The 23,178-nt window shown below is 26.5% G+C and carries 15 protein-coding genes; all 15 read right to left on the bottom strand.

All coding sequences use genetic code 11. The features are described 5' to 3' along the window. Positions 1–888: 888 nt before the first annotated feature. On the bottom strand, positions 889–1,938 hold the full coding sequence (locus tag B5E87_RS05900; RefSeq protein ID WP_158095564.1) for a restriction endonuclease subunit S: 1,050 nt from the start codon (positions 1,936–1,938) through the stop codon (positions 889–891). Beyond that, the gene (locus B5E87_RS05895; RefSeq protein ID WP_087244001.1) at positions 1,928–3,841 is read right to left on the bottom strand and encodes an HsdM family class I SAM-dependent methyltransferase; all 1,914 of its coding nucleotides are present in this window, start codon (positions 3,839–3,841) and stop codon (positions 1,928–1,930) included. The genes B5E87_RS05900 and B5E87_RS05895 overlap by 11 nt, the downstream gene beginning before the upstream one ends. Before the next feature lie 411 nt (positions 3,842–4,252). Next, positions 4,253–6,196 carry a UvrD-helicase domain-containing protein gene (locus B5E87_RS05890; protein WP_087244000.1) on the bottom strand — a complete coding sequence of 648 codons (1,944 nt, stop codon included), beginning with the start codon at positions 6,194–6,196 and terminating at the stop codon, positions 4,253–4,255. Continuing rightward, positions 6,181–8,202 (bottom strand): ATP-dependent nuclease, encoded by a 2,022-nt coding sequence (locus B5E87_RS05885; RefSeq protein WP_087243999.1) that lies wholly within the window; start codon positions 8,200–8,202, stop codon positions 6,181–6,183. Before B5E87_RS05885 ends, B5E87_RS05890 begins: the two co-directional genes overlap by 16 nt. 263 nt (positions 8,203–8,465) lie before the next feature. Then, positions 8,466–9,272 carry an AlbA family DNA-binding domain-containing protein gene (locus B5E87_RS05880; RefSeq protein WP_087243998.1) on the bottom strand — a complete coding sequence of 269 codons (807 nt, stop codon included), beginning with the start codon at positions 9,270–9,272 and terminating at the stop codon, positions 8,466–8,468. A 557-nt stretch (positions 9,273–9,829) separates the two neighbouring features. Beyond that, on the bottom strand, positions 9,830–10,612 hold the full coding sequence (locus B5E87_RS05875; RefSeq protein WP_087243997.1) for a hypothetical protein: 783 nt from the start codon (positions 10,610–10,612) through the stop codon (positions 9,830–9,832). Positions 10,613–10,640: 28 nt separating this feature from the next. After that, positions 10,641–11,552, bottom strand: a complete 912-nt coding sequence (locus B5E87_RS05870) for a restriction endonuclease (protein ID WP_087243996.1) — start codon at positions 11,550–11,552, stop codon at positions 10,641–10,643. Positions 11,553–11,588: 36 nt separating this feature from the next. Then, positions 11,589–11,831 (bottom strand): DUF4839 domain-containing protein, encoded by a 243-nt coding sequence (locus tag B5E87_RS05865; protein ID WP_158095563.1) that lies wholly within the window; start codon positions 11,829–11,831, stop codon positions 11,589–11,591. Further along, entirely contained in the window at positions 11,785–12,300 is a 516-nt protein-coding gene (locus B5E87_RS05860) for a DUF4839 domain-containing protein (RefSeq protein ID WP_087243994.1), read from the bottom strand. Before B5E87_RS05860 ends, B5E87_RS05865 begins: the two co-directional genes overlap by 47 nt. Before the next feature lie 525 nt (positions 12,301–12,825). Then, entirely contained in the window at positions 12,826–13,665 is an 840-nt protein-coding gene (locus B5E87_RS05855) for a hypothetical protein (RefSeq protein ID WP_087243993.1), read from the bottom strand. A gap of 891 nt (positions 13,666–14,556) precedes the next feature. After that, the gene (gene rhuM / locus B5E87_RS05850) at positions 14,557–15,378 is read right to left on the bottom strand and encodes a RhuM family protein (RefSeq protein ID WP_241147138.1); all 822 of its coding nucleotides are present in this window, start codon (positions 15,376–15,378) and stop codon (positions 14,557–14,559) included. An 840-nt stretch (positions 15,379–16,218) separates the two neighbouring features. Next, positions 16,219–17,409, bottom strand: a complete 1,191-nt coding sequence (locus tag B5E87_RS05845) for a Wadjet anti-phage system protein JetD domain-containing protein (RefSeq protein ID WP_087243992.1) — start codon at positions 17,407–17,409, stop codon at positions 16,219–16,221. Further along, positions 17,399–20,638, bottom strand: a complete 3,240-nt coding sequence (locus B5E87_RS05840; RefSeq protein WP_087243991.1) for an ATP-binding protein — start codon at positions 20,636–20,638, stop codon at positions 17,399–17,401. Before B5E87_RS05840 ends, B5E87_RS05845 begins: the two co-directional genes overlap by 11 nt. After that, positions 20,607–21,245: a DUF4194 domain-containing protein gene (locus B5E87_RS05835; RefSeq protein WP_087243990.1), complete on the bottom strand. Its 639-nt coding sequence runs from the start codon at positions 21,243–21,245 to the stop codon at positions 20,607–20,609. Before B5E87_RS05835 ends, B5E87_RS05840 begins: the two co-directional genes overlap by 32 nt. Next, positions 21,246–22,589: a Wadjet anti-phage system protein JetA family protein gene (locus B5E87_RS05830; RefSeq protein WP_087243989.1), complete on the bottom strand. Its 1,344-nt coding sequence runs from the start codon at positions 22,587–22,589 to the stop codon at positions 21,246–21,248. Positions 22,590–23,178: the final 589 nt, after the last annotated feature.

The raw sequence follows: 23,178 nt of genomic DNA, 5'->3' as shown, positions 1-23,178 counted from the left end.
AAAATATATTTTTATATGTTACTTCAATGCCACTGTCTCTTAAAGAGGCTAATTATAAAGATGATTACGATATATTTCTTCAACGAGAAAAGATTAGCAACATTTTTATTAAAAAGAGCGTATAAAATTAAAAATGTATTTATAGTATTAATACTTTCCTAAGTTTAACATCAAAAATATTATTCTAGGTATTTGTTACAATTACTCATTAAAACTCTGATTAAGCAATAAAACACTTCATATTTCATATATGATATTTGATTATAAATAATTATCAAAAAATTTGTTTTTTATTATATCTGTATTTATCCAACACAATACTTTTCATTTTCATTATAATATGCAAAATAGAACTACTATATTATCATAACAAGTTTTTTTAAAATAAATTTTTTATTTAGCATAGAAACTTCATTATCATTTACTCATACTTTTTAACATCGAATTTAGTTGCTTTCAAATAAAACTTAAGTATAACAATAATTATTTTATCCTTCATCAACACATATTAGCTAGTATATTTTTAATTATTATTTACACCTAATACGATGCTTATATGATATATTGCTCATATCTGGGAGTATATGAACCATAAAACATCTTCGTTTTCAGCATATTCTTTTTTCAATATATAAAATTGAATCACTCTAAAAAAACAACCCAAAGAAATTCAATTAAATTCAATCTTAAAACACATCGAAAATAGATTATCAAAATAAAAATATGATATAAAGAAAAAGTCTTAAAATTGAAGAAAATGCATAAAAATCGATTTTGTTATTCAAGTAATTAATGCTGTTAAAATAAATGGATTTAAACAAAAAATATCTATGTAATAATACGCTAAATAATTATATAAATGATAGAATATAATTAAATTTTATATATTTAATCTCTTTCTAAATATGATAAATATTCGGAATATTTCCTAATCATTATATTTTTTATGTATTGTTCCATATAAGAATAGTCTGGATTCCCTTCTTTTGTAATAGGAATTATTATTTTTTCTCGTTGTAGTCTTGGATCTGTCATTTCTCTACTAAAATCATATTTTGTATGCATCTGATTCCTTATTACTGTGCCAAGAAATAAATAATGGTATTTATTTAATTGTTGTCCTTTAAAATGTGTAATATGATCCGTAGCTATAAATTTATACGGATGATAAAAAGCAAATCCTGCCGAAACTCCTCCGTTTGCAACGCTCAAGCAATTTTCATATTCTCTAATTTTATATTTATTACCAACAAATGCAATTACTCCATTATTTCCTCCAGCTGATGAAACAACAGGTTTATCCCCATCGATATAATTGGCAGAAATAATTCTTTTTCCTCTCATTGGTTTGTTAAAAATATCTGTTACGAAAAATTCTTTCCATTCAATCTTATTAAGAGGTAAGATTGATACTTCTTTTCCTAATTCATCTAGTTTATTTTTACAAAATTTTACGTATTCCTCCTTTTTTTTAAATTTAATTTCTTTAATATAGTGTTCCATATACTCAAAATCTGGTTCATTATTATCTTTTACAGGTAATAGAATTATTTGTCTTTTGAGTCTTGTTTCATTTGCTTTATATCCATAACTAAATTTATTTTTATGCATATTAATACAACATTGGAAAAATCTTAAGACATCAATAGACATTTTACTCCCCGTAATAACAACACCACAGTCAGAATTTAAATTAAACGAATAATTATGAACAAAAGCAGTTCCTGTTCCAACACCATTTAAAGAAATAGTCATGGCATTTTTATATTTTTTGTTACAATTAGCAAAAGTTGAGATTCCCTCATTTGCACCTGCAGCTGCTATTACAGCCGTCTCTCCTACATCAATTTTGCTTAAATCTTTTACTTTACCTCTGTCAATTGAATTAACAAAAGAAGAAAAATGAAATTCTTTCCATTTTTTATCATTAAGATTCATCAGTTTGTTCTCCTCCATTCTCAAAAAGATATTTTCTGCCTTGCATTATCATGGAAAATTCAAACGAAAGAAAATCACCAATTGTCTTATCAAAATCTTTTTCGGTTGGAATATTATCATTAAAATAGTAAAAACTGTGCAACCATTCATCCGTTGATTCAACTGTTGATTTTACACAAAAATTTGTATCTGCTTCTATTCTATCAAACCAAACGTCTAACAAATGTTGTTTTTTATCCTTTGCTGATTCTGTCTCAAGTAATCCGATATGAGGAGATACTTTCCAACCATCATCTTCAAAATTTATAAATTTACATTCCTTATCAGATGGATGTGTTTGATGCGCAGTAAATACAGCAATGCAAGGCAATACTCCAACTCCATAGAATGTATCTTTATTTAAAGTTATTACTCCTTCAAGTGTATGATTTTTCAAAATCTTCTCTTTTAAACTTTGCTCATCTTTTGTTTTACCAGTAAATGTTGATTGAGGAACAATCGCAATACATCTTGCATCTGGCGCTAATGAATCTAATAAGTGTTCAATAAATGAAATTTCATAAAGTTGAGGATTTTGTTTTGATCCTTGACTATATGGAGGATTTATCATTCCAACTGTTGCCCCTTTTAATTGTAATTTATTTGGCTTTTCATCAAAGAAGTTAGCATTTATTAAATTAGATTTTCCATCACCTCGAAGAATCATATTTGTTGTTGCTATCGTAAACATATATGGTTGCAACTCAATTCCATGTAATTGATTTTTTCTTATTTGTGTCTTTTGACTCTCTGAAGTTGATTTTTTAAGCATATCCTGCATTGCAGCAATCAAGAACCCTCCAGTGCCACAGCATGGATCAAAAACCACATCAGTAGGCTTTAAATCAACCAAATCACAAAATAATTCTGTAATATGTTTAGGGGTCAAAACTATACCTAAAGTTTGACCATCTCCTCCACTGTAACTCATAAATTCACCATAAAATCTTCCTAAATAATCTTCAGAAGTATCAGTATATTTTATAGCCCTGAAAATATGTTGGTATAGAAATTTTGTATAATATTTCAAAGGGGTTTCCCCTAACACTTGATTTTTAATATTTAAAATAGCAGTATCTTGAATTATAGTAAACTGATGCAATATTTTATCCCTTTTAACATCTGGAGCTACGTTTGCCCTTTTTAATGCGGTCTCAATTGTTTGATATATAATTTGACCATCAGTTGTAATATCATCACCATTAAGCTCATCAATTAAATTTTGTTTTTTTTCATTTAAGGCAAGCAAGATACCTGAAACCACCAAGGGTTTATCGATATCTTTTAAATTCCCATAATTTCTTAAATCCTCATGCAAAGATGCAGCATCTTTTAAGATTTCAGCAAGTTCCTTTTCTTTATCTGTTTGTTCTTTAAGAACTTCTTTAATATAGTATTCCTCAATGTTATCAGAATTGAACGATATGAAACTTTCAACATCAGGAAGAATTCTATAATATTCTGTATCATCTACAAAAACAGGTGTAATTCTATGATTTTTTTCATTACCAGAGACTCCAATACAAATGACTTTTTTGTAGGATGTGTTTTTAGCAATATGTTTACCATAATGTAGGGCACCATTTACAGCATAATCAGTTATAGCTTTTATATCATCTTTGATTACATCTTCATCTATAATCATATGACTTTTTACATCTGCTTTATCTTCTATAACTATGACAAAATCTTTAACAATTCCACAATATTCAGGGAAACCTACGTTTCCTGTCCCTCTTTTTGATGCACTTTTTAATGCTAAATCCAATTCTTTTATAGTTGAACCTTGTGCATCAATTTTTATTCCAGCTTCTTTAAGCAAATCATAAACCCACAAATCTGTTTTTATTTCTTTTTTTGCCATTATTAACATTCCTCTCCACAACCAATAAATTTATTTCATTAAGCATATAATTATTAATTATCACAAGACTTTTCCATTTCTTTCATAATTAATGTTAGTATTTAATTTGTTTTCTCCACTCCAAATTGATTACTTTGATACAAATTATTTAAAAATTTCTAGCACATATGTTTTCGGTAATCCTAATATTTTTAGGATAATATCTTCTTAAACTTTCTTCAATCATATCTTACCATGAACTCCAAAACAAGGTAATTGTATTTAATATATTTGCTAATTTTTAGAAACATATTGCATATAATTTGCTCTATTAAATCTCTAATTAATTATTTATACTCCCGTTGTAGTAACATAACCCCCCCATTTTCAAAAATTTATATTTCAAATTATTTCTCCTAATAGTAAAATTTTCTATGGCATTGGCAAAAATTCATATTCTAATCTACATCCATGATTTTGTACATATTCATCTAGATTTCTTATTATAATATCTTTGCTACATCCATTCGGAATATGTATATATAAATCTTCTCTCGCTCTGCTACACGCAACATAATACATTCTTACAAACTCATCAGAACTATTCTCTGCCATTAATTGGGGGTTTGAAAACACCTCCGAAATAACTATTCCGTCTCTAGAAGCTGGCATTAAACACACAATCACTTTATCCCACTCTAATCCTTTTGCTTGATGTACTGTCATATACTTGCTATTTTCTGAAAAGACTTCAGTAAATAATTTATATGATGTATCCCATCTTAATAAAGATACGCAGCTTATTAAGTTCTCTCTTTCTTGTTCGTCAAAAATAGATATTTTAGTAATACCTTCTTTAAACAATTCTTTTAAACCAATATACTCACCGTCCAATATTTTATTATTAAATTTTTCTATAACATCGCAAGTGAAGGAAGAATTATTAACATCTTTAAAAATATCCCTTAACATATGATTAAATTGAAAAATAAACTTAGGAGTAATCTTTTGGACATTAATATCCAAATATATCTGTAATGCAGAAATCATATCTATAAAAGATCCATTTTTAAAACTTTCCCATAATTTAAAAATGAAACGAAAAGATCGTACCCATTTAACATTATTATGTTCCATTATTTCATCTCTAAGCCGTATAGGTGACCTACTATAACTATTATATATGGATTTTAGCAAACTAGCTTGATTTTCTTCTACATCTTGAATGTAATCAAAAGCTGCTGCCCATACTCTTGTTAAAACAACTCCTCCTTCGTTTATAACATCACTAATAATCTTTTTATTGTCTGATGATTCCCCAATCAAAAAATGTATTTTTTTAGCTTCTGTCTTTTTCTTAATTCCTTCATTATCATATGATTTAATACTTTTTTGAATAATATTTGTATCTGATTGTCTTAAAAAATTACAAAAATTAACTACGTTTTCTGTAGAACGTCTATTTCCATTTATAGAGTATAAAATATCATGTTCAGGATCAATGCAAAAATCGTTAAAATCAGTTGGTTTGGCTCCTTGAAAACTATAAATTGATTGAGCAACATCTCCGACAACAATAATTTTAGTTGATTTTTGTCCAATTAATTTTACAAGTAATGTTTGCAAAGGGTTAGTATCTTGAAATTCATCTATAAATATAAACGGAAATTTAACACGTATAGCATATAGAGCTATTGGATTATTTTCTAAAATTCTATATCCAAAATATAAAATTTCATTATGTGTTAGTTTTCTAATAATGGACCACATATACTGTTTGAGAGGAAGTTTATGATCTTCTTTAATGCTTTTTGAAGCTTTAATTTCATGAATGGGTTCTTCTCTCTCTTTTTTTGACTTTAAGAACAGATTATTATCAACTTCAACTTCTCCCATAATCTTTTTACTATAATTAAATTTGTCTGTATCAAATTTTTCTGGATTTGTATTTTTTATATAGCTATAAATTTCTTCTTTATTAATCCCATGCAAAATACCAAGTCCTTCAATTTGAGAAGAAATCATACCTTTTTTTGAAACAGATATGTTAAAATCCGATTTCATTATACCTATCAAATCATCTTGAAAAGGTTTAATTATGTGTTCAATTATAAATCCATGTATTGTATATGCTTCAACATAATCAATATACCTTTCAAGCCTCTTTTGTATTTCATTTACCGCAGTATTAGTATATGTGATACAAAGAACCTTTCTAGATTTGCTATTTACAATAGATTCGTTAGTTGTTAAAATGTTTTTTACATTTTCAACTAAAAAATAAGTTTTTCCTGCGCCGGGTCCGGCATAAATTTTTGAGTGTTTTTTTAGTTGCTCCACATTCAATATATCACCAGATGTTATTTCATTAACCATTTTAACCCCTCCTGTATATATTCAGGTACAATTAACTTAGTAGTTTCATCTTCATTATACAAATCAACGTCTGTTAATAAACTTAATGCAACATCACCTTTTTTATTTTTAGCATAATGTAAAAATAATTCTGCAAATATGAGTTTCTCATAAAATTCTGTCTTTCTAGGCAATATATCAACTCTTTCTTCAAAGGCTTTTAAGTACTTATTTATTACTTTACGTGATCTACCATCAATATCTTCCTTGTTCATAATCCATTCTGTTATATTAAAATCATACTTATTAAAGAACTCTTCCAATCCATCGCATATAGCTTTTTTAAAGATAATTTTTGCTACTTCAGGTTTATCCATATTAGCAAGAAATAACTCATCTTCAAAAGTTTTTCCACCAAGAGTTTGAGTATGTATGCAAAAATTTTCTATACTGAATCGTTCTTTTAGTTTTTTAATATGTGCTACTTCCTCGCTTTGATATGATTCAAAAGATTTTAATTTTCCATCATTATCAATCCATTTAAAATCTTTGTCTGTAATACAAAGTACCTTTTTATTTACAGCATTCCCATTGAATAACTCTACAAAATGTTCAAAATGTTTCCCACCAATTTCAACTATAGAAATATGTTCATCCTCATATGAACAACCACATGCTTCCATAAATAGAGGCATCAACAATTTTTCTGCAATACCTTCTACCAAAATCACCTTATCTGCAAATAGCATATCAGAACGTGTAACATCTAAAAACTTTGTTAAATGTAATTTTGCTTCTTTTTTCTCTGTTTTTCCTTCTGAATCCTTAAATTGTTCTTTCAAACTTTGTTGACGGCAATCAGGATATTTACCAGTTCGTTCATATGAAAGCATAAACATATTGTCTATTCCGGCTACTGCAGAAATGTTACTTGAATGTGTGGTTACAAAAATTTGCTGATTTAACTCATTCTTCTTATCTAAATTTTTAAGATATTTAAATAACTTGTATTGCATTGCTGGATGTAAATGTGCTTCAGGTTCTTCTAAACATAAAATTTTAAAATCTCTACCTTTTTGAACTTCTGTTAATTTAATAAGCATATAAATATTAATCAAATTATTGTATCCTAGTCCATTGTATTGAAGAGGTACTACAAATCCACTTTTCGTATCTTTAACTTCTGTTATATAGGCGTCCGAAACTGAAAATTTAGCTTTTATATCTGAAAATATTGAAACATTACCTTTTTTCAAACCAATTTCATTATTTTCATTTTTAAATAAGTCTGATAATTTTGTTATGGAATCATTCAAAATAATCTTCAACTCATCCGAAACTTTTTTTCTCAAAGTATCCAATTCTGCAGCGCGCTTAGAATCCCTAGTAAAAGCATCTATTTCTCGCTTTACTTCTTTTCTAACTTCTTCATTCGTTCTTTCAGCTTCAATCAATCGTATATCAAATATACTTGTTGCCATCTTTTGTTCTGCTTTTGTATCTGTAATTCCATTAGTGTAACTCCAAGAATAATGTTTTTCAACAAAGCGATTCAACATCATAAAGTATTCATCAAAATTATTGGTTAATTTAAATTCTTTTCTATAGTCTTCTAAATACCTTACATCCAAAGAAAAGACTGCTTTGATTTTTGCAGCTATATTATATTCAATCTTACCATCTTTTTCGGTTCTGTTTTCTTCAAATTCTTTTATACCCAAGAATGGTAAAAGTCTTATTATACTTTCATCGCTAGTATCATCTTCTGTAATTCTATGGCTAATGTAATATTCTATAGCAATTTCCGGTGGATAATCAACATACAATTCAGTGTATTTGAGCAGATTGTTTTTGTTAAAATCATCAACAGATACAATAGAAGGATGCTCAAGTAGATAAATTGCATATAATAATCCCGTTTTACCGGTATTGTTAGAACCAATAATTACATTAAGTCCTTTATGAAAATTCATTGAAAAATCGTTATAATTCCTATAATTCTGAATATGTATTTTATTTATATACATTATAATATTCACCCATTTCGTATTTTCTTCATATATCCCTATTTCAAATTTCTACTTGCAATTAGAGAATATCTACTCTGTGCTATTAACATTCGAACTCATTAAGTAAATAGTTCATTTAACTTACATTTAGTTCAATATAGTTTTTATCAGTTATTTTGTCATACTTCGTGCATCAAAATTATATCAAATCTTCAACATGGTTAATTCAATAATTTGGATTGTATCTCAACCAAAAATTATAATTATTTTATTTCACTGCTTTAATATAAATCAAGAATTCTTTCAATTTTCTTCTTTTTTGCATTAATCATTCTAGAAATAAATTGTTCATAGTTTTCAGAAGGATATAAAGGATTAGGTTCAACGACCTTTTCATCTCCAAATACATTCACAACAGAATCAAAAATAGATTTCATTCCCTTTGATAAACCATTTTTATAATAAACATGCTCTTCATCAATGTTATCATAAAGAATTTTTAATTGATTTAAATGTTCTTCTAATGACAATGGTTCTCCACTAAGTGGATGCAAATAATTAATTCGCCTTTCAAGAATAGATTGTAATTCCTCTTCATTCGCAATTTCACAAGAAGTCCCACGGCGTACATAAATCATATTTTGTTTTAATGATCCACTTTCTCTTTTTGATAAAAAAGGAATAAACTCTGGTGTATCTTCTACAACTAACATTTGAAATTTTTTATCTTTTAAATAATCATATTCCGCTGTATTATATACAAAATCATAAATTTCATATTTTAAATTTGACGATATATAATTTTTAATACCATTTGATATATCAGCTTTATCTATAATTTCTGATAATCCGTTTATAGAAATCGTTTTATCTTCATTTTCAGATACCCCAAACAGTATAATTCCTCCATATGAATTGGCTAAAGCAAGCATTTCTTTTGCTAAAGTTGCATTTTCTATCCATTGAGACTTAAAATCAATAGAATTATGCTCACCTGTTTGGGCATGTAAAAATTCTCGCATTTTTTCTAGACTTGGTTCTCTTAGCAAATTATATACTATATCTTTTATTTGTTTTGGAAATTCCATATTATATATTTTCCTCCCTAAAATGTATACTGTTATTATCTCATGTATGCAAATGACCTACAACAATTATTTGAAAATAGAATAAATTCTCATGTTATCTTTTTGCAAATATCGAAAGTATTTTTAACAAAATAAATATTTATACTTATTGAATATACGATAAAATTCATTCATTATATAATTCTTTATATATCACAATATAACTCGAGATAGTTTCTGGGTATTGATTATAAATTTTTTTATAAAGCTTCTTAAATAAATTATCTGATCTTCGCTAATTATGTAAATATCGCTAAATCTAGCGCATTTATTTTGTCATTTTAAAATGACTCAAATATTATGAAATAATATAATGTATTTTTTTAAAATTATACTTCATACATGTCAAATACATTAAATAGTCTATGAAATAAAGCAATATAGAAGAAATTTATCGTTCTCATCCACAAATCACTCATATACTCTATATATAATCTTACTTCCTCAAAAAAAGATTTACTTTCGTAGATTCAACTTTCATAACAAAATACCTTACTATAAATATCATTAATAGATATTTAACCCATAGTTTTTAAAACTACTTCTCCTAAAAATGCTACAACTTCTGCATAAAACCAACTATTTTTAAAAACATGTTCTTTTAACTTGCTTAATAAATTTCTATTTTTAGTAACAGAACGACAATTTTGAATATTTTCTGCATAATCTTTTACTTCTTCAAATAATGCAAGTAATTCTTCTTTATCATCTCCACCTTTTTCTCTAATTTCGTTTTCTATTGATTGTATTGAATTATCAATAGATAAAGATGAATTAAACAAGTCACCTAATACAACGTTGCTTCCATTAGCGTTCAAATTCCCAATTTGTATATAATTTTTTTGCTTATTTTCTTCTGCTTTTTTCTTATTATTAAAATAATTGATAGCATCATAACTTAAATAAAGAGTAAAGTGTCCGTTTATATACAAACGCCAATTAAAAATCATTCCATAATCTTTTAAAACTTCAAAATTCAATTCAATATCTGATTGGATATTTGTAGGAAAAATACTAATATTTTCATTAATAGGTTCATCAATATTACCTGTATATTTATCTAAAAGAATTTTAAGCATTATTTCATATGTTTCATTCATAATAGTCATATCTCCAATTCTAGTCGATGTCCTAACAATTGATAAAGCATTATCAGTTCGTTGTTGAATTTGAATTTTCTTTTCAGATTCTCTTTTTCTTTGTCTTTCTAATCTTCTATTTTCCTGCTTTTGCCTTTGTTCCTGTTGTTTACTTTCCTTAATTTGTTTTTCAATTGCTTTTTCAAATGATGTCTTTGACATAAAGTAACCTCCTATAAACTATACAATATTATTCATTATAGAAATCATCTAATACATATGTAGTAACAGGTGTAATATACAATTGATATCTTATGACAAGATCAACCAAGTCATTACCATCTATCAATGTAATTGGAGACCCTTCTCTTGATGCAATTCTTGCACTATTAGTGAAACGACTATTTGTAATAAAAACACCATAGTCAGCTTGAAATTTATTCATTGCTCCTAAAAATTGATTAATATCTGGTTCTGTAACAGGACCAGTATTGTATCTCTTACACTGTATAACAACCCTTGTAGTTCTAAAATCATCTTGATCTCTATGATAGCCGTAGCCATCAATACCACCATCATTGCTAATTTGCACACCTTTATTTGTAAATTCAACTCCCATTTTAGTTAATAAAGCTCTAGAAAATGCTTCAAATTTCTTAGGACTCATATTTGCAATAGCTCGAAGTAAATTTTCCTTAAAATCATTAAGTATTCTATCTTCAGACATTGATTCATCAACATCATTTTCAATTGTTTTATTTTCTTCGTTCTTTTTATTCTTTTTACTTAATTCATTCCAAAATTTTTTAGCTGGAATCATAATTTCTTTGTTGACATCTAAAGAATCTATATCTACGTTTAAACCTTTATCTGTTAAAGTAATATTTGGATTTCCTTTTGTATAACTCAAATACTCTACAAACGATAATTCTTTAATCGCAAAGTTAAATTTGAAATTAAATTCCTTATATGTATTTCCAGTAGACTTAGATGTTTTTACTACTTCTGCAAATTCTGCAATTTGCTCATCTAAGTCAGATATTCTACTTTTTATTTCTGATCTATCTAATTTGCCTCCAGCTTCTTGTAAAACTATTAATATAGGTTTATACAGATATGCCACTTTTTCATCTGAACTTAAATTTTTTAATATTACAGCCATTTAATCTTTACCTCTTTCCTTTACTCATTAATATCATTATCGCATTCTTGTTTCAACTGGAACAAGTTGAAACAATCCTGAATTTGAATCATATTCATCTACAATTGCAATAATATGAATATTCATTCCAGTTGCTAAAGAATCCGGAATATTATCTCCAACTAAATTTAAATCCAATACATTAACATCACTCAATTGAAAATAAGGGCCTGAAACTGATGTTTCACTATAATCACCACCAAGAATCAAAAAAATCAAATCTTGTATTGTAATTCTCATGATAAGACATTGAAGCAATATTAGCATCAAATTCAATTTTATCTCCAGCGTATTTAGAAGCAAAATCTGAAATTTTTGAATCAAATTCGTCTTTTAATGTTAGTAATTCTTCTAATTCAGGGCAATTATCTGGAGTAAGTATCACATCTTCAACTTCTTCTTTTGGATTTTCATCAATTGCTTTATTATCCTCTGTCTTAGTATCTTCTTGTTCAGGAACATCAACATTTGATTCTTCATCTTCTACTAGAGTTCCTTCAAGAACTTCAACTGAAATTTCATTACTATGACAAGACAAATTCATTTTATATGTTTCTTCTTTTTCAACTTTAATTTCTACTCCTCCAGTAACTTCACTATCTTCAGTATTCGTAAACTTTATCTTGTGATTTCCTTTTTCCAATTTTTCTTCAATTGTTTCATTTCCTCCATGACTAATAAAACCCACATATTCATCATCAATATACATGTCCACATCATATTTACTAAAAAACCAATTTTCATCACATTCTATTTCAAAAATAGTTTGAATTCCAGATTCTATAACGTTTTGTTCTTCTTGATCATCAGAATGTGATGAACAACCTGTTATGAATGGAAAAATAAATAATATTGCTATTAATACCTTATAAATAATTTTTTCAATTATTTCCCCTTCTTTCTACCTATTAACTAGAATAATGACATATTCATTGATTAATAGATTTTTTAATTTCTTTAATACTGCTTTTTGATTTTATGATTTAAATAAATTTTAATTCACTTTCCAAATCAGACCATTTATTCTAAACAAATATTAATATTTTTGCATCTAATATTAGTTTGAATAATTGATTATGCAATACTATATTAAAAAGTGAAAAATTATCATTTTAATCTTTTATGAATTAACACATTCAACAAATATAGTTTAATCAGACATCTATATTCCCCATACTATTATTTATCATCTAGCTAAATTATAAAACTTTTAAATATTTATTTTATATACATTCTAAACTGTTTGTTTTTGGCGTTGAATAATCTTTGATATCAATACCAAAGCAATCCCTATAACAAGCACTATCATCCCTATAATCTGCATCATGCCTGTATTGATATACATTGTTCTCCCTAAGAAATGATTTGTAAGTTCAAATCCAATACTTTGGGCAATACTTGGAATAATCCATGCAACAGCAATTCCCACAATGAACACTGGTATGCCTAAATGCATCATAATTTTATTCAGTGATTGTTTCCAAGAAACAATCAAATAAACACTAATAATCAAAACAATCAGAAGAATAAACCTAAAGATCCAAGATGTTATAAACTGATACATATTCATAAGCATTGATTGAACATCAGGTAAATAACTTGTATTTATAAGAGAATCAGTATACGTTTGAATCGATGATTCAATATCCTGACTTTTTTCAAGAAGTTGTGAAAGAATGACTTGTTGCTGTGACTCACTTATTTCAATATTTAAATAATTTTCTATTGTATTAATCGTTTCATTTGCTAATGTGACTAAATCATTAGAAATATCAGGATATTGAGGAACTTGATTGTTTGATATAGCATCACTCATTGCATCAATATATTTACCTGTAATTGTATCAAGAGCTTCTGAATTTCCAAGAGCCTCTTGAATATCAACCAATGTATCAATAGGTGTATCAGGAAAGGCTTCATCAACGACATCCATAATACGAATGGTTACTGCGTGACCAATAGCTCCTTCATTAACCGTTTGAATAATCATATCTTTTGCTGAAAAACTGATACACATTAAACAAACGATAACACCAACAATAATATCAAAAAGTATGATTTTACCTTGTTTCATATTCTTTACTCCCTATGCTTACTTTTTTTCATCATCATTATATTAGAAAAAATATATTTTAAAAGAACCACCATATGGAAATTATACAAATCAATACATATAAATCTTCTTTAATCAATTATAATACTTATAATTGGATAAAATAAAGCTAAAATATGTCTTTATTCATTTTATAAGTTAATTAATAAATTAATAACTCTATTTTTATTTGGTCATTTATTTAGTCATTTTATTGGTCATCGTTATTATAAAAATTCTTTAATGTATGAAATCCTTTTGAAACTAAAAAATCAAACAATAAATAGCATTCAGGCTATTGGCAAACAAAAAGCCAACAGCCTAAAAAAGATGTTATAGATTTCCCTATCTGGTATCCTTGAGCCATTTTTTATTTTACCAACGAGTCAGATCCGTCACTCGTCATCATAGGATGCTTTGAGATTAAACATCTCATTATTAATAAATATTATACTTATTTGAATAATAAGATCTATAATTTTCAATATTAAAATCAACCATAAAATTTTTCAAAAATGAAAATATTATTTTTGGAAATAAATTAATAAATGATTTATCTTTAAAGCAAAAAGGAATTCATTAACAATCACAAAAATTGATTATTTTAATTCATAGTTCATGTCTATTCTTACAATAATAGTTTTAAATAGAAATCATTGATTTTTTGACACTAAACTAAATTTCAAACATAGTAATAGATGAAGTTATTTCAAATTTTCTAATTCTTTAATGGCGGCTAAATAATCTTTTTCTACATCACTTAATGTTCTTGCTTTATATTTCTTATACTCTGTTTCAGCTTTTTCCATAGCTTGTTGGTGAGAAACCGAACCATTGCCAACTAATAATTGTTCTCCAGTGACCGTTAAAATATTATCTTAAAATATTATCTAGGTGTTTGACCCAATCTTCCATTGTCGTCACTTGTTCACGCTGTGCTTGTCTTTCTGCAAAATCAAGATATCCTGATACAAGTTGCCCCATTGCCTTTAACTCTTTTTCATTGAGATAATTCTTTGCAATTTTTGCTTCTCTTAGTGTTGGTTGATTACCTGCAAAAGTAGTCAAACCCATAAATTCCTTTTCAGCATCTACTCTATGATAAATAACTTCAGCTGCAGTCTCTCCATGAATAGCATAATGAATCTTATTTTGTACTTTTTTAAAGAATTGGATAGAAACATCAGCTGTTGGATCATAATCAATACTTGTAGCATATATTTCAAGTATCTGTCTATAAAATACTTTTTCAGATGCACGAATATCTCGAATTCTTTCAAGCAACTCTTTAAAGTATCCTCCACCGCCTAATTCTTTTAAACGATCATCATCAAGAACAAAACCTTTTTTCATATATTCTTTAATAAGATTAGTTGCCCATATTCTAAATTGAACCCCTCGTTTTGATTTCACACGATAGCCAACAGAAATAATAACATCTAAATTATAGTAATCAACATGATATGTTTTTCCATCACTGGCAGTTGTTGCAAAATTTGCAACAACTGATTCTTTAATTAATTCGCCTTCATCAAAAATATTTTTAATATGTCTAGATATAGTGGATTTATCCCTCTGAAATAATGATGACATTTGATCTAACGATAACCAAACTGTTTCATTATTAAAAGTTGTTTCTATTTTCACCAAACCATCTTCTGTTGTATAAATAATCATTTTTGAATTATTATCCATTCAGTAAACCTCCTCCGTTTCTTTTATACTATTATATATTTTTTATAATCATTTGTATCATTTTTCTTAACATTATTAAATTTACTTATTTTAGCTATGTAAGACTTTCCCTATAATAATAAAAAATCCCTTTACCTTTATTGGTACAAAAATCTAGGCAGAGGATCAATAGCAGATGCCATACTTGATAGAATAGTATCGTCTTCATATACTATTCATATAAAGGGCAACAAATCAATGAGAACGCGAAAAAGGATTAATAAAAAATGTCACTATGGTCAAATCTATAGTGACTATTTTTTTATCATCACACTGGTGTGATGACGTCATCAAATGAGTGAAACGGTGTCATCTTTTTAGTGAAATACTCAGAGTACAAAGCAAAAACTTAGGAAGATTATGATTTCGATACAATTCGAATTACTTTATAGTCATTATTTGAATTCTAATTTAATTCCTATATCATATAATCCTTTTGTTTGATTCATGTTTTGCGGAATCATTTTATTTACTCATTTATACTGAAAATGAATATTTTAAAATTATAAAATTCATCTGAAGTAATAAAGTCAAGAGAAAATGTTTAATATTTTTTAAGGCATTTTCACTTTTACTTGACCTATATAAATGCCTATAATATACAAGCACTAAAGCATTTTAACAAATAAAACGGAAGTCTTTAATCATAAAATATTCTCCAAATACACTTAATCTCCAAATGAATGAAAATACCAAGTTTTTCAGTGTCCAATAAAAGATTAAAATGTAAAATATTGTCATTCTTACTTTGATTGTAAACGAGCTATACTGTTTCAAAACCTTATTAATAATAAATAATTATTAATCAAAAGTTATAATTTCCTGTTCTAACTTAATATTTTTCTTTAACATATAATCAATAACCGGTTGATTATATTCTTCTTTCAATTTAAGAAGTCTATTTCTATCATTTAGTGTTAATGGCTTCGTATACATTTCATATTGTTTTAAAGTTGAAATATCCATCTTCCACGTTTGAAAAGGAATCCCCGTTTTTTGAATAAGGTTTAAATAAATATAAAATCCTCCAGCGTCAATATCGCCAAAATGGAGATATTTAACTTGATTTCCTAAATAGTTATATAATTTAAATAAAAATTCATTCAATATCGAATTATGAAATCCACCTAAGTAAACGATTAATGAATCATTTAATTTTAAATCATGAAATGATGTCCAGTTCTCTACTGTTATTACATTTTTCACGTTAATACATTGTATTTTTAAGTGGTTAATATGTTCAGAAAAAAATGCAAATTGATTATCAAAATCTTCAAGATTAATCATTTGATTATGAATTTGAAAACTCATATGACCTTTAACATAAATCATTGAAGGATTTCTCATAATACCAAAATGTTCAAAAACTTCATTTTCGTTATCAAATGAATCATCATAAAAATCATGAGCAATATGATAAATCTTATTTTTATATAATTCCAATTTTTTCGAATCTTGCAAAGTCATAACGGAAAACCTTCGAAATGATATTTCTTCTTGTTGGTTAATCATTGCATCTAGTATGCGAATTATATCATGTAATTCAGAAACAGAATTGGTTTCTAAATAGGGAGCTAATGATTGATATTCTAAAGTTCTTTTTTCAATTTCCTGAAGAAAATCCTTGATAAAACCACTTGCTTGACATTTTTTAATTTCATTCAAGAATACAGTTCTATACTGTTTTAAATTCTCTCTACCTATGTATTGATATATGCTATCAATCACTGTTTCATCTGTATTTAGTACAATTTCACGATTTCCAAAATCCTTACTTCTCCCTTCAGTAACAAATCCTAATTTCAATAAAATTTCTACTTCATTTTCAATTGTCTCTGTTTCTAAATAATGGTCACTTTTTCCATAATCAGGAAACATTTTATAAAGCTTAAGTGTAATACGTCTTTTTTTAGACGATGTTCCTTTAAAATACGCACTATTCTCATATTTATCAAGTAATCTATTTAAAATTTGGAATTGTTTATTTTTCATCAGTAATCACTTCCACAAAAGAATGGTTATCTTGTTTAATTACTAACAATCTTGTATTTACATAAGGAATAATAGTTGCCGCTCTTGATGGAGGAACAATAATAAACGTTTGTATATCTCTTTCATTATAAAATTTAATCATCTCTTGAATTCTTCTTTCATCCATATTATTGAATGCTTCATCCAAGAGAACAACGCATCCAAAATCTTCATTTTGTCTTTGATTTTGAATAACTTGCTCAAAACTTGCAGCCATAATGACATAAAAAGGTGTTTGTGTTTCTCCTCCAGATTTCTCTTTATTAACTTTTGAAAAATAAGCAAACGATCCATCATCATAATTAATCTTGATATCATAATCCAAATAATTGCGATAATCAGTATATTCCATTAACGTTTTATCAGTTTCTTTGTCATTTTCAACTGATGATAATTTAGCAAATAATTCATCCATAACACGTCGTTGGCCATCATTCAAGGTTTCAGACAAAAGATTATCTGTCATATATTCCTTGCCAGTCTGTATAATTTTATAATATTCTTTGAAATTTTCTTTTTTTGTTGCTGTTACAATAAATTCATATGTCTCGCCATTAAAATTTCTTTGTGATAATCCTTTATTTAAAGCATTGATATTTCTTTTTGCATTCTCTATTTTTTCATTTAATCCAGAAATAAATGATGTTTTAAATGATTCTTCACACTTGAGTTTAGCTTGTCTAGTTTTTTCTGTCTTATCAATAATATCCATATCTCTTAATTGAAAATATCTTTTTAAATAACTTTGTATATCATCCAATGAGTTTTCAAAACCAATATTAAACTCATTATTATAATTATTCATCATAAAGACAATATTATTTTTCGAAGTTGATAAATCTTTATCATATTGTGACTCACATTGATCTATAGATTTAAAAATGCTTTGAAAATCTCTAAAGTAACGTTTTTCATAGTCTCGGACCCATTGATCAGTTTGTTGAGTAATATCAATATGATCCATTTCATATTGAACAATACTTTCATGAATAGTTTGCTGATTTTTTTGATTTTGCTCAAGTTGATGTTTAATAGATTTCAATTGATCTTTTATTTTTCCAACTTCTTCTGTTGTTTCTCTTTTTTGAGTTCTAATATAACTGAATTGTTCACTCAATTTATCGTATTCTTCTTGCAACGCAAAGATAGAGTCATCTAATTTTAAATTATCTAAGCGTGTTTTGATGTCATGCAACTGCTTTTCTATAGATTGATATTCATCTATAATGTCTATTTGAAAAGAAATACTTTCTGCTTGAGATTGATTAATCAAATCTAAAATCTTTTGTTGTTGATCGACGTCCTTTTTTTCTTTATCAATGATTTCTTTTAAATTAGTTAATTGGACTTCTAGTTGTTTCATTTGTATCTTGATAGCATTATATCCAATAAAAGGAACTTTATAAGATCGTGGATTTAACGCACGCACTGTATAGTTCTTATACAACATAACTGTTCGAGTAATAGCTGTTCTATGCTTGCGTAAGTCTCTGGCATCATCTACACATTTGACATATCTCAATAACATATTGACATACCATTTAGCATATGTATTTTTACAGATTAATTGATTTGCTAACGTACCATCAATTTCAATATCGTCATATTTTTTTAATTTTGCAACATCAACAATTCCTACTCCATAAATTCCTCTTTTATTCTTATATTCCTCATATACTAGTAATGCATATTCAAAATATTCTGGATCAATAATGATATCAAATCTCTGTGTATTTAAGTAAGCCTCAAGAGCATTTCTCCAACTTTCATCTTTTACTTCCAAATATTCACATAATGGTTTTACTTCAACATGTTTTCCATAATGCATAAAAAGTTTTTCTTTTAAGAGATTAATCAACTCCTGAATTTCATTTTTATAGCTAAATTGATTATTTTTTAATGCATTATATTTGTTTAAAATATCATTGTATTCATCAATATTCTCTTTCAAATGAATTTTTTTATCTTGAATATCTTTATATAATTTATTTTTTCTTTCTTTAATATAATGAATTACATTTTGTATATGCTCATTTAGTACTTCACCATCATATTGAGAGTTATTGACATAATCAATAAACTTATTTTGTCCATTTATCTTCTTTAATAGTCTTGCTTCATCTTTAATTTTTTGAATAACGTCTTTATATTTATTTTCATTCTTATTTTTTTCTCTATCAAGTTCTTTAAATTTTTCATTTAAATTTTTTCTTAATTGATAAGATTCATTTTGTTGCATTGAGTCTTCCAGTACATCTAATTGTTTTCTATAAGACTCATATTGTGTGTCAATCTGTATCAGTTTATAGTTTAGTTGATTAACTTTTGCATTATAATTCTTTTCATTATTCTTATCCTGTTCTATCAAATGTAATAAATGCTTTTCAGTCATTTTTTCTCTAACAAATAATAATACTTCTTTCTTAAATTCCATTGTTGCAAAGTCATCATATTGCTTTGCAATCTTTGCAAGTGCATCACATTCAACCTTACTAACTTTAAGTTGCTCTTCTAGTTGCTGATAATGTTGAATACTTTGTCTTAAATTATTAATATCAACATAATCCTCTTTCAATAAAAAGTCCATAATAAAATTATAAACATTATCAATAGCTTTAAAAGCCAATGCACGTGAAACCAATTCAAAATATTTAGGTTTAACACTTAGTGCATTAGCAAATAATCTTTTACCTTCTTTTATAGTATCCTTAAAATAAGCTATTTGTTTGTTTTGTATTAATATATCTTTAAACTGTTTTCTCGTGAGGACTTTGTCATCCAAGATAAAAGTCACATCTTTAATTTGCGTATTAATAATTTGGAAGAAATCACGAATAGGTTTACTACCTCTCATCAAGTCAATAGCCGCTCCTATCACTTGATATTGTCTTGTTTTTTCGTCATAAAACTCTAAAGCAATATAACAAGAAACATCCCCATTTCTTTCATATTCTTGACCTTCTTTTCCAGTTTTACATCTAATATAAGATTCTAAAGTTCTTGTTCCAATATCACTAGCTGCTTTATTGAATTTACATGTTCCAACAGTCAAAACATATTGTATAGCATCTAATATTGTAGATTTTCCTGCACTATTTTCTCCAGTCATCAAAGTATTGTGATAAACTTCAAATGACTCATTGGTAAATGAATGCCAATTAATCAACTTCACTTTGGTTAATGTTTTCATTATTATCTCCCTTCTTGTAGTTATTTATACGATTAGTAAGTTCATCAATTTTAGTAACAGGTAAAATATAATTTATAGTTGGATAAATAATCAAGCGTGTATCATCATCATTTAATTCACCAATTCTTTCACATATATTGTATCGAGATAAAAACTGATATGCGTCTTTTAATTCAGTTTTTGTAATACGCCTATCATACAGTCCAGTAGCTTCAATTTCTGCATGCAATTCACCTAATGTTATATTAATAAAGTCTGTATCCTGCAATTCCAATGATTTTTGAAAATATAATTTTCTTAATAAAAGAAGAATAACAGAATAGAGTTGATTAATAGAAAGATGATTATAGTTTTGGTTATTATTGATATAAGCAATACTGTCAACTTTCTTTAAATAAAATTTATAATCTAATATAGCAAAAAAGCATTGGAATAATTGTTCATTGCTTTGGATAAAAAAATAATCATCACGATCTTTCTTTCTACCACCACATAGATAATTAACTGCTAATAATCTATTAGCAATACGAGAAAATTTATCTTTTTGTATATCAGAAAGACTCGTATACTCTTGTAATACCTTATTCATTAATTCATTTTTATTCATTTATTTGACTCCTCGTATAATAAAATCTCTAAATTGATATTTATCTTTTATAATTACTTTATCAAGTGGTTCAATTTGATATTTTGCATTTTGACTATACCCATATAACCATGTTAAAACAAAAAGCGAGATATCTTTTTTCTCTTCATAATATTGAGATCCTAAAATTTCATGATTATCTTTTAATATTTCTAAGATATTTTTTTCAATTGAAATCTTTGTATATCTTGCATTCAATTTCATTTTTGCTAAAGCTTCTGCTCGTACATTCTCATCTAGATGCGGTTCAATAATCAATTCAACTTCCATAGATTTTCTTGGTTGTCTAGGTGTGTATAATGATTCTTCGTCTAAATACTTATTAATTGATATATGCGTAATATCTTCAAAAAGTGTAGCATCTCTTTGCCCTTCTTTAATGAGTTCATTAATCTTACCACCAATATCTTCCTTAACATTAATCAAAAACATGATTCGATTTGTTGCCGCAGCAACAAACCTTTCATTTTTACGACTAATTTCATTAATCAAATCCATAATATTTTCAAAAGCCTCAAGAATATATAAAGTTTGTTGGTCAAAAAGATCATAAGCTTCATTATAATCAATATCTTTGGTAACCATGATATTTCTAACAATAGTATCTGCCCATATTTCATTATCTCTTATCCTTTGAATTTGTGAAATAATACTATTTCTATATTTAACCGGATTATCTCGTGTTGTTAAATTATAAAATGCCCTATCAATAATCTTAACCTGATAATCACTTAATAAAGCATTTAATATATCATTTAAATTATTTTTCATATTATCTTTTAAGAGTCTCTTAATATATCGTTTAATATTTGTATTTAGATTTTTTAATTTTGTCATCACTTCTTTAGTACGGCTATATTCTGCTTCCAATGTTTTATGACCATTTTCAACATCGAAATTAATAAAAGACTTATATATACCATAAACCATACTAGAATATTCAACATCACTGTCTTTATCTAGATTCATAAAAGCTTCTAAAATTACAATAGCATAATCTTCAAAACTTGTATAAATTTGATAATTATTTCCTACTTCTTCTGTAATCCATTTACATTCTTTAAAACGTCGATAAACATAATATGCTTTATCTTTAGCAGCATGACTTTCTATATCATCTATCTCAACAATATGATTATTAAAATACTTTGTTAATTCAAAAATAACATTTTCCTTCAACGAAGCAAACGCAGTATCCTCCTTCATATAATCATAGAGTATAAAAAGACAGTCACTCATAATTCTTTTATTCTTATAAAAGATATTAAAAAAATTTTCTGGCAATATATCAAATAAATTATTCATCGTCACACCACACTCTCATCTATATTACTTATTATATCTTATTTATTTGACAAATGACATATCAATTCTAAACATAAATTTTCATTTTTTTATTTAAATAGAATACTAGGGGCTGTAACGAAATAAATATTTGTAAGGTCACTTAAAAAAGGTGAAATGAAAAGCCTTTTTAACAAAATAGGCAACAAAAATATAACTTGAAATATTTTTTAGATATTGCTTATAATGTTTTTTATCAAATTATCTAAATAATTAAAACATATCATTACTTTGACAAAATAAAATATACTATCATATAAATTATGCTCAAATTCTTTTTACATTACATTATTTCTATTACATAATTACTCAAATATTAGATAATAAAACGTAAAAGTTTGTACTTGTTCAAATAATTCTATGAACTATCTATCAATATATTATATTTATATCACTTTATTTATAACATGTGATTTCACAGATAAGGCAGAAATATCATCATAAGGCATTTGAAGGTTAAACACATCATTATCCATTCCTATCAAACATGCATTTAATAATATTATTATAAAGATAAGTTTCTTTTTACTAATATTTTGCTTGATCATAT

The organism is Massilimicrobiota sp. An142 (assembly GCF_002160725.1).
GTDB classification, from domain to species: Bacteria; Bacillota_I; Bacilli_A; order Erysipelotrichales; family Coprobacillaceae; genus Allocoprobacillus; species Allocoprobacillus merdigallinarum.
Note: the sequence above shows the minus strand (reverse complement) of the source record. Positions and strands in the feature narration are given on the sequence as shown.

Bases quoted from the DNA above. Each gene is read 5' to 3' on its own strand.
- B5E87_RS05900 (WP_158095564.1), bottom strand. From the start codon at position 1,938: ATGAATCTTAATGATAAAAAATGGAAAGAATTTCATTTTTCTTCTTTT.
- B5E87_RS05895 (WP_087244001.1), bottom strand. From the start codon at position 3,841: ATGGCAAAAAAAGAAATAAAAACAGATTTGTGGGTTTATGATTTGCTT.
- B5E87_RS05890 (WP_087244000.1), bottom strand. From the start codon at position 6,196: ATGGTTAATGAAATAACATCTGGTGATATATTGAATGTGGAGCAACTA.
- B5E87_RS05885 (WP_087243999.1), bottom strand. From the start codon at position 8,202: ATGTATATAAATAAAATACATATTCAGAATTATAGGAATTATAACGAT.
- B5E87_RS05880 (WP_087243998.1), bottom strand. From the start codon at position 9,272: ATGGAATTTCCAAAACAAATAAAAGATATAGTATATAATTTGCTAAGA.
- B5E87_RS05875 (WP_087243997.1), bottom strand. From the start codon at position 10,612: ATGTCAAAGACATCATTTGAAAAAGCAATTGAAAAACAAATTAAGGAA.
- B5E87_RS05870 (WP_087243996.1), bottom strand. From the start codon at position 11,552: ATGGCTGTAATATTAAAAAATTTAAGTTCAGATGAAAAAGTGGCATAT.
- B5E87_RS05865 (WP_158095563.1), bottom strand. From the start codon at position 11,831: ATGAGAATTACAATACAAGATTTGATTTTTTTGATTCTTGGTGGTGAT.
- B5E87_RS05860 (WP_087243994.1), bottom strand. From the start codon at position 12,300: ATGTATATTGATGATGAATATGTGGGTTTTATTAGTCATGGAGGAAAT.
- B5E87_RS05855 (WP_087243993.1), bottom strand. From the start codon at position 13,665: ATGAAACAAGGTAAAATCATACTTTTTGATATTATTGTTGGTGTTATC.
- rhuM (WP_241147138.1), bottom strand. From the start codon at position 15,378: ATGGATAATAATTCAAAAATGATTATTTATACAACAGAAGATGGTTTG.
- B5E87_RS05845 (WP_087243992.1), bottom strand. From the start codon at position 17,409: ATGAAAAATAAACAATTCCAAATTTTAAATAGATTACTTGATAAATAT.
- B5E87_RS05840 (WP_087243991.1), bottom strand. From the start codon at position 20,638: ATGAAAACATTAACCAAAGTGAAGTTGATTAATTGGCATTCATTTACC.
- B5E87_RS05835 (WP_087243990.1), bottom strand. From the start codon at position 21,245: ATGAATAAAAATGAATTAATGAATAAGGTATTACAAGAGTATACGAGT.
- B5E87_RS05830 (WP_087243989.1), bottom strand. From the start codon at position 22,589: ATGAATAATTTATTTGATATATTGCCAGAAAATTTTTTTAATATCTTT.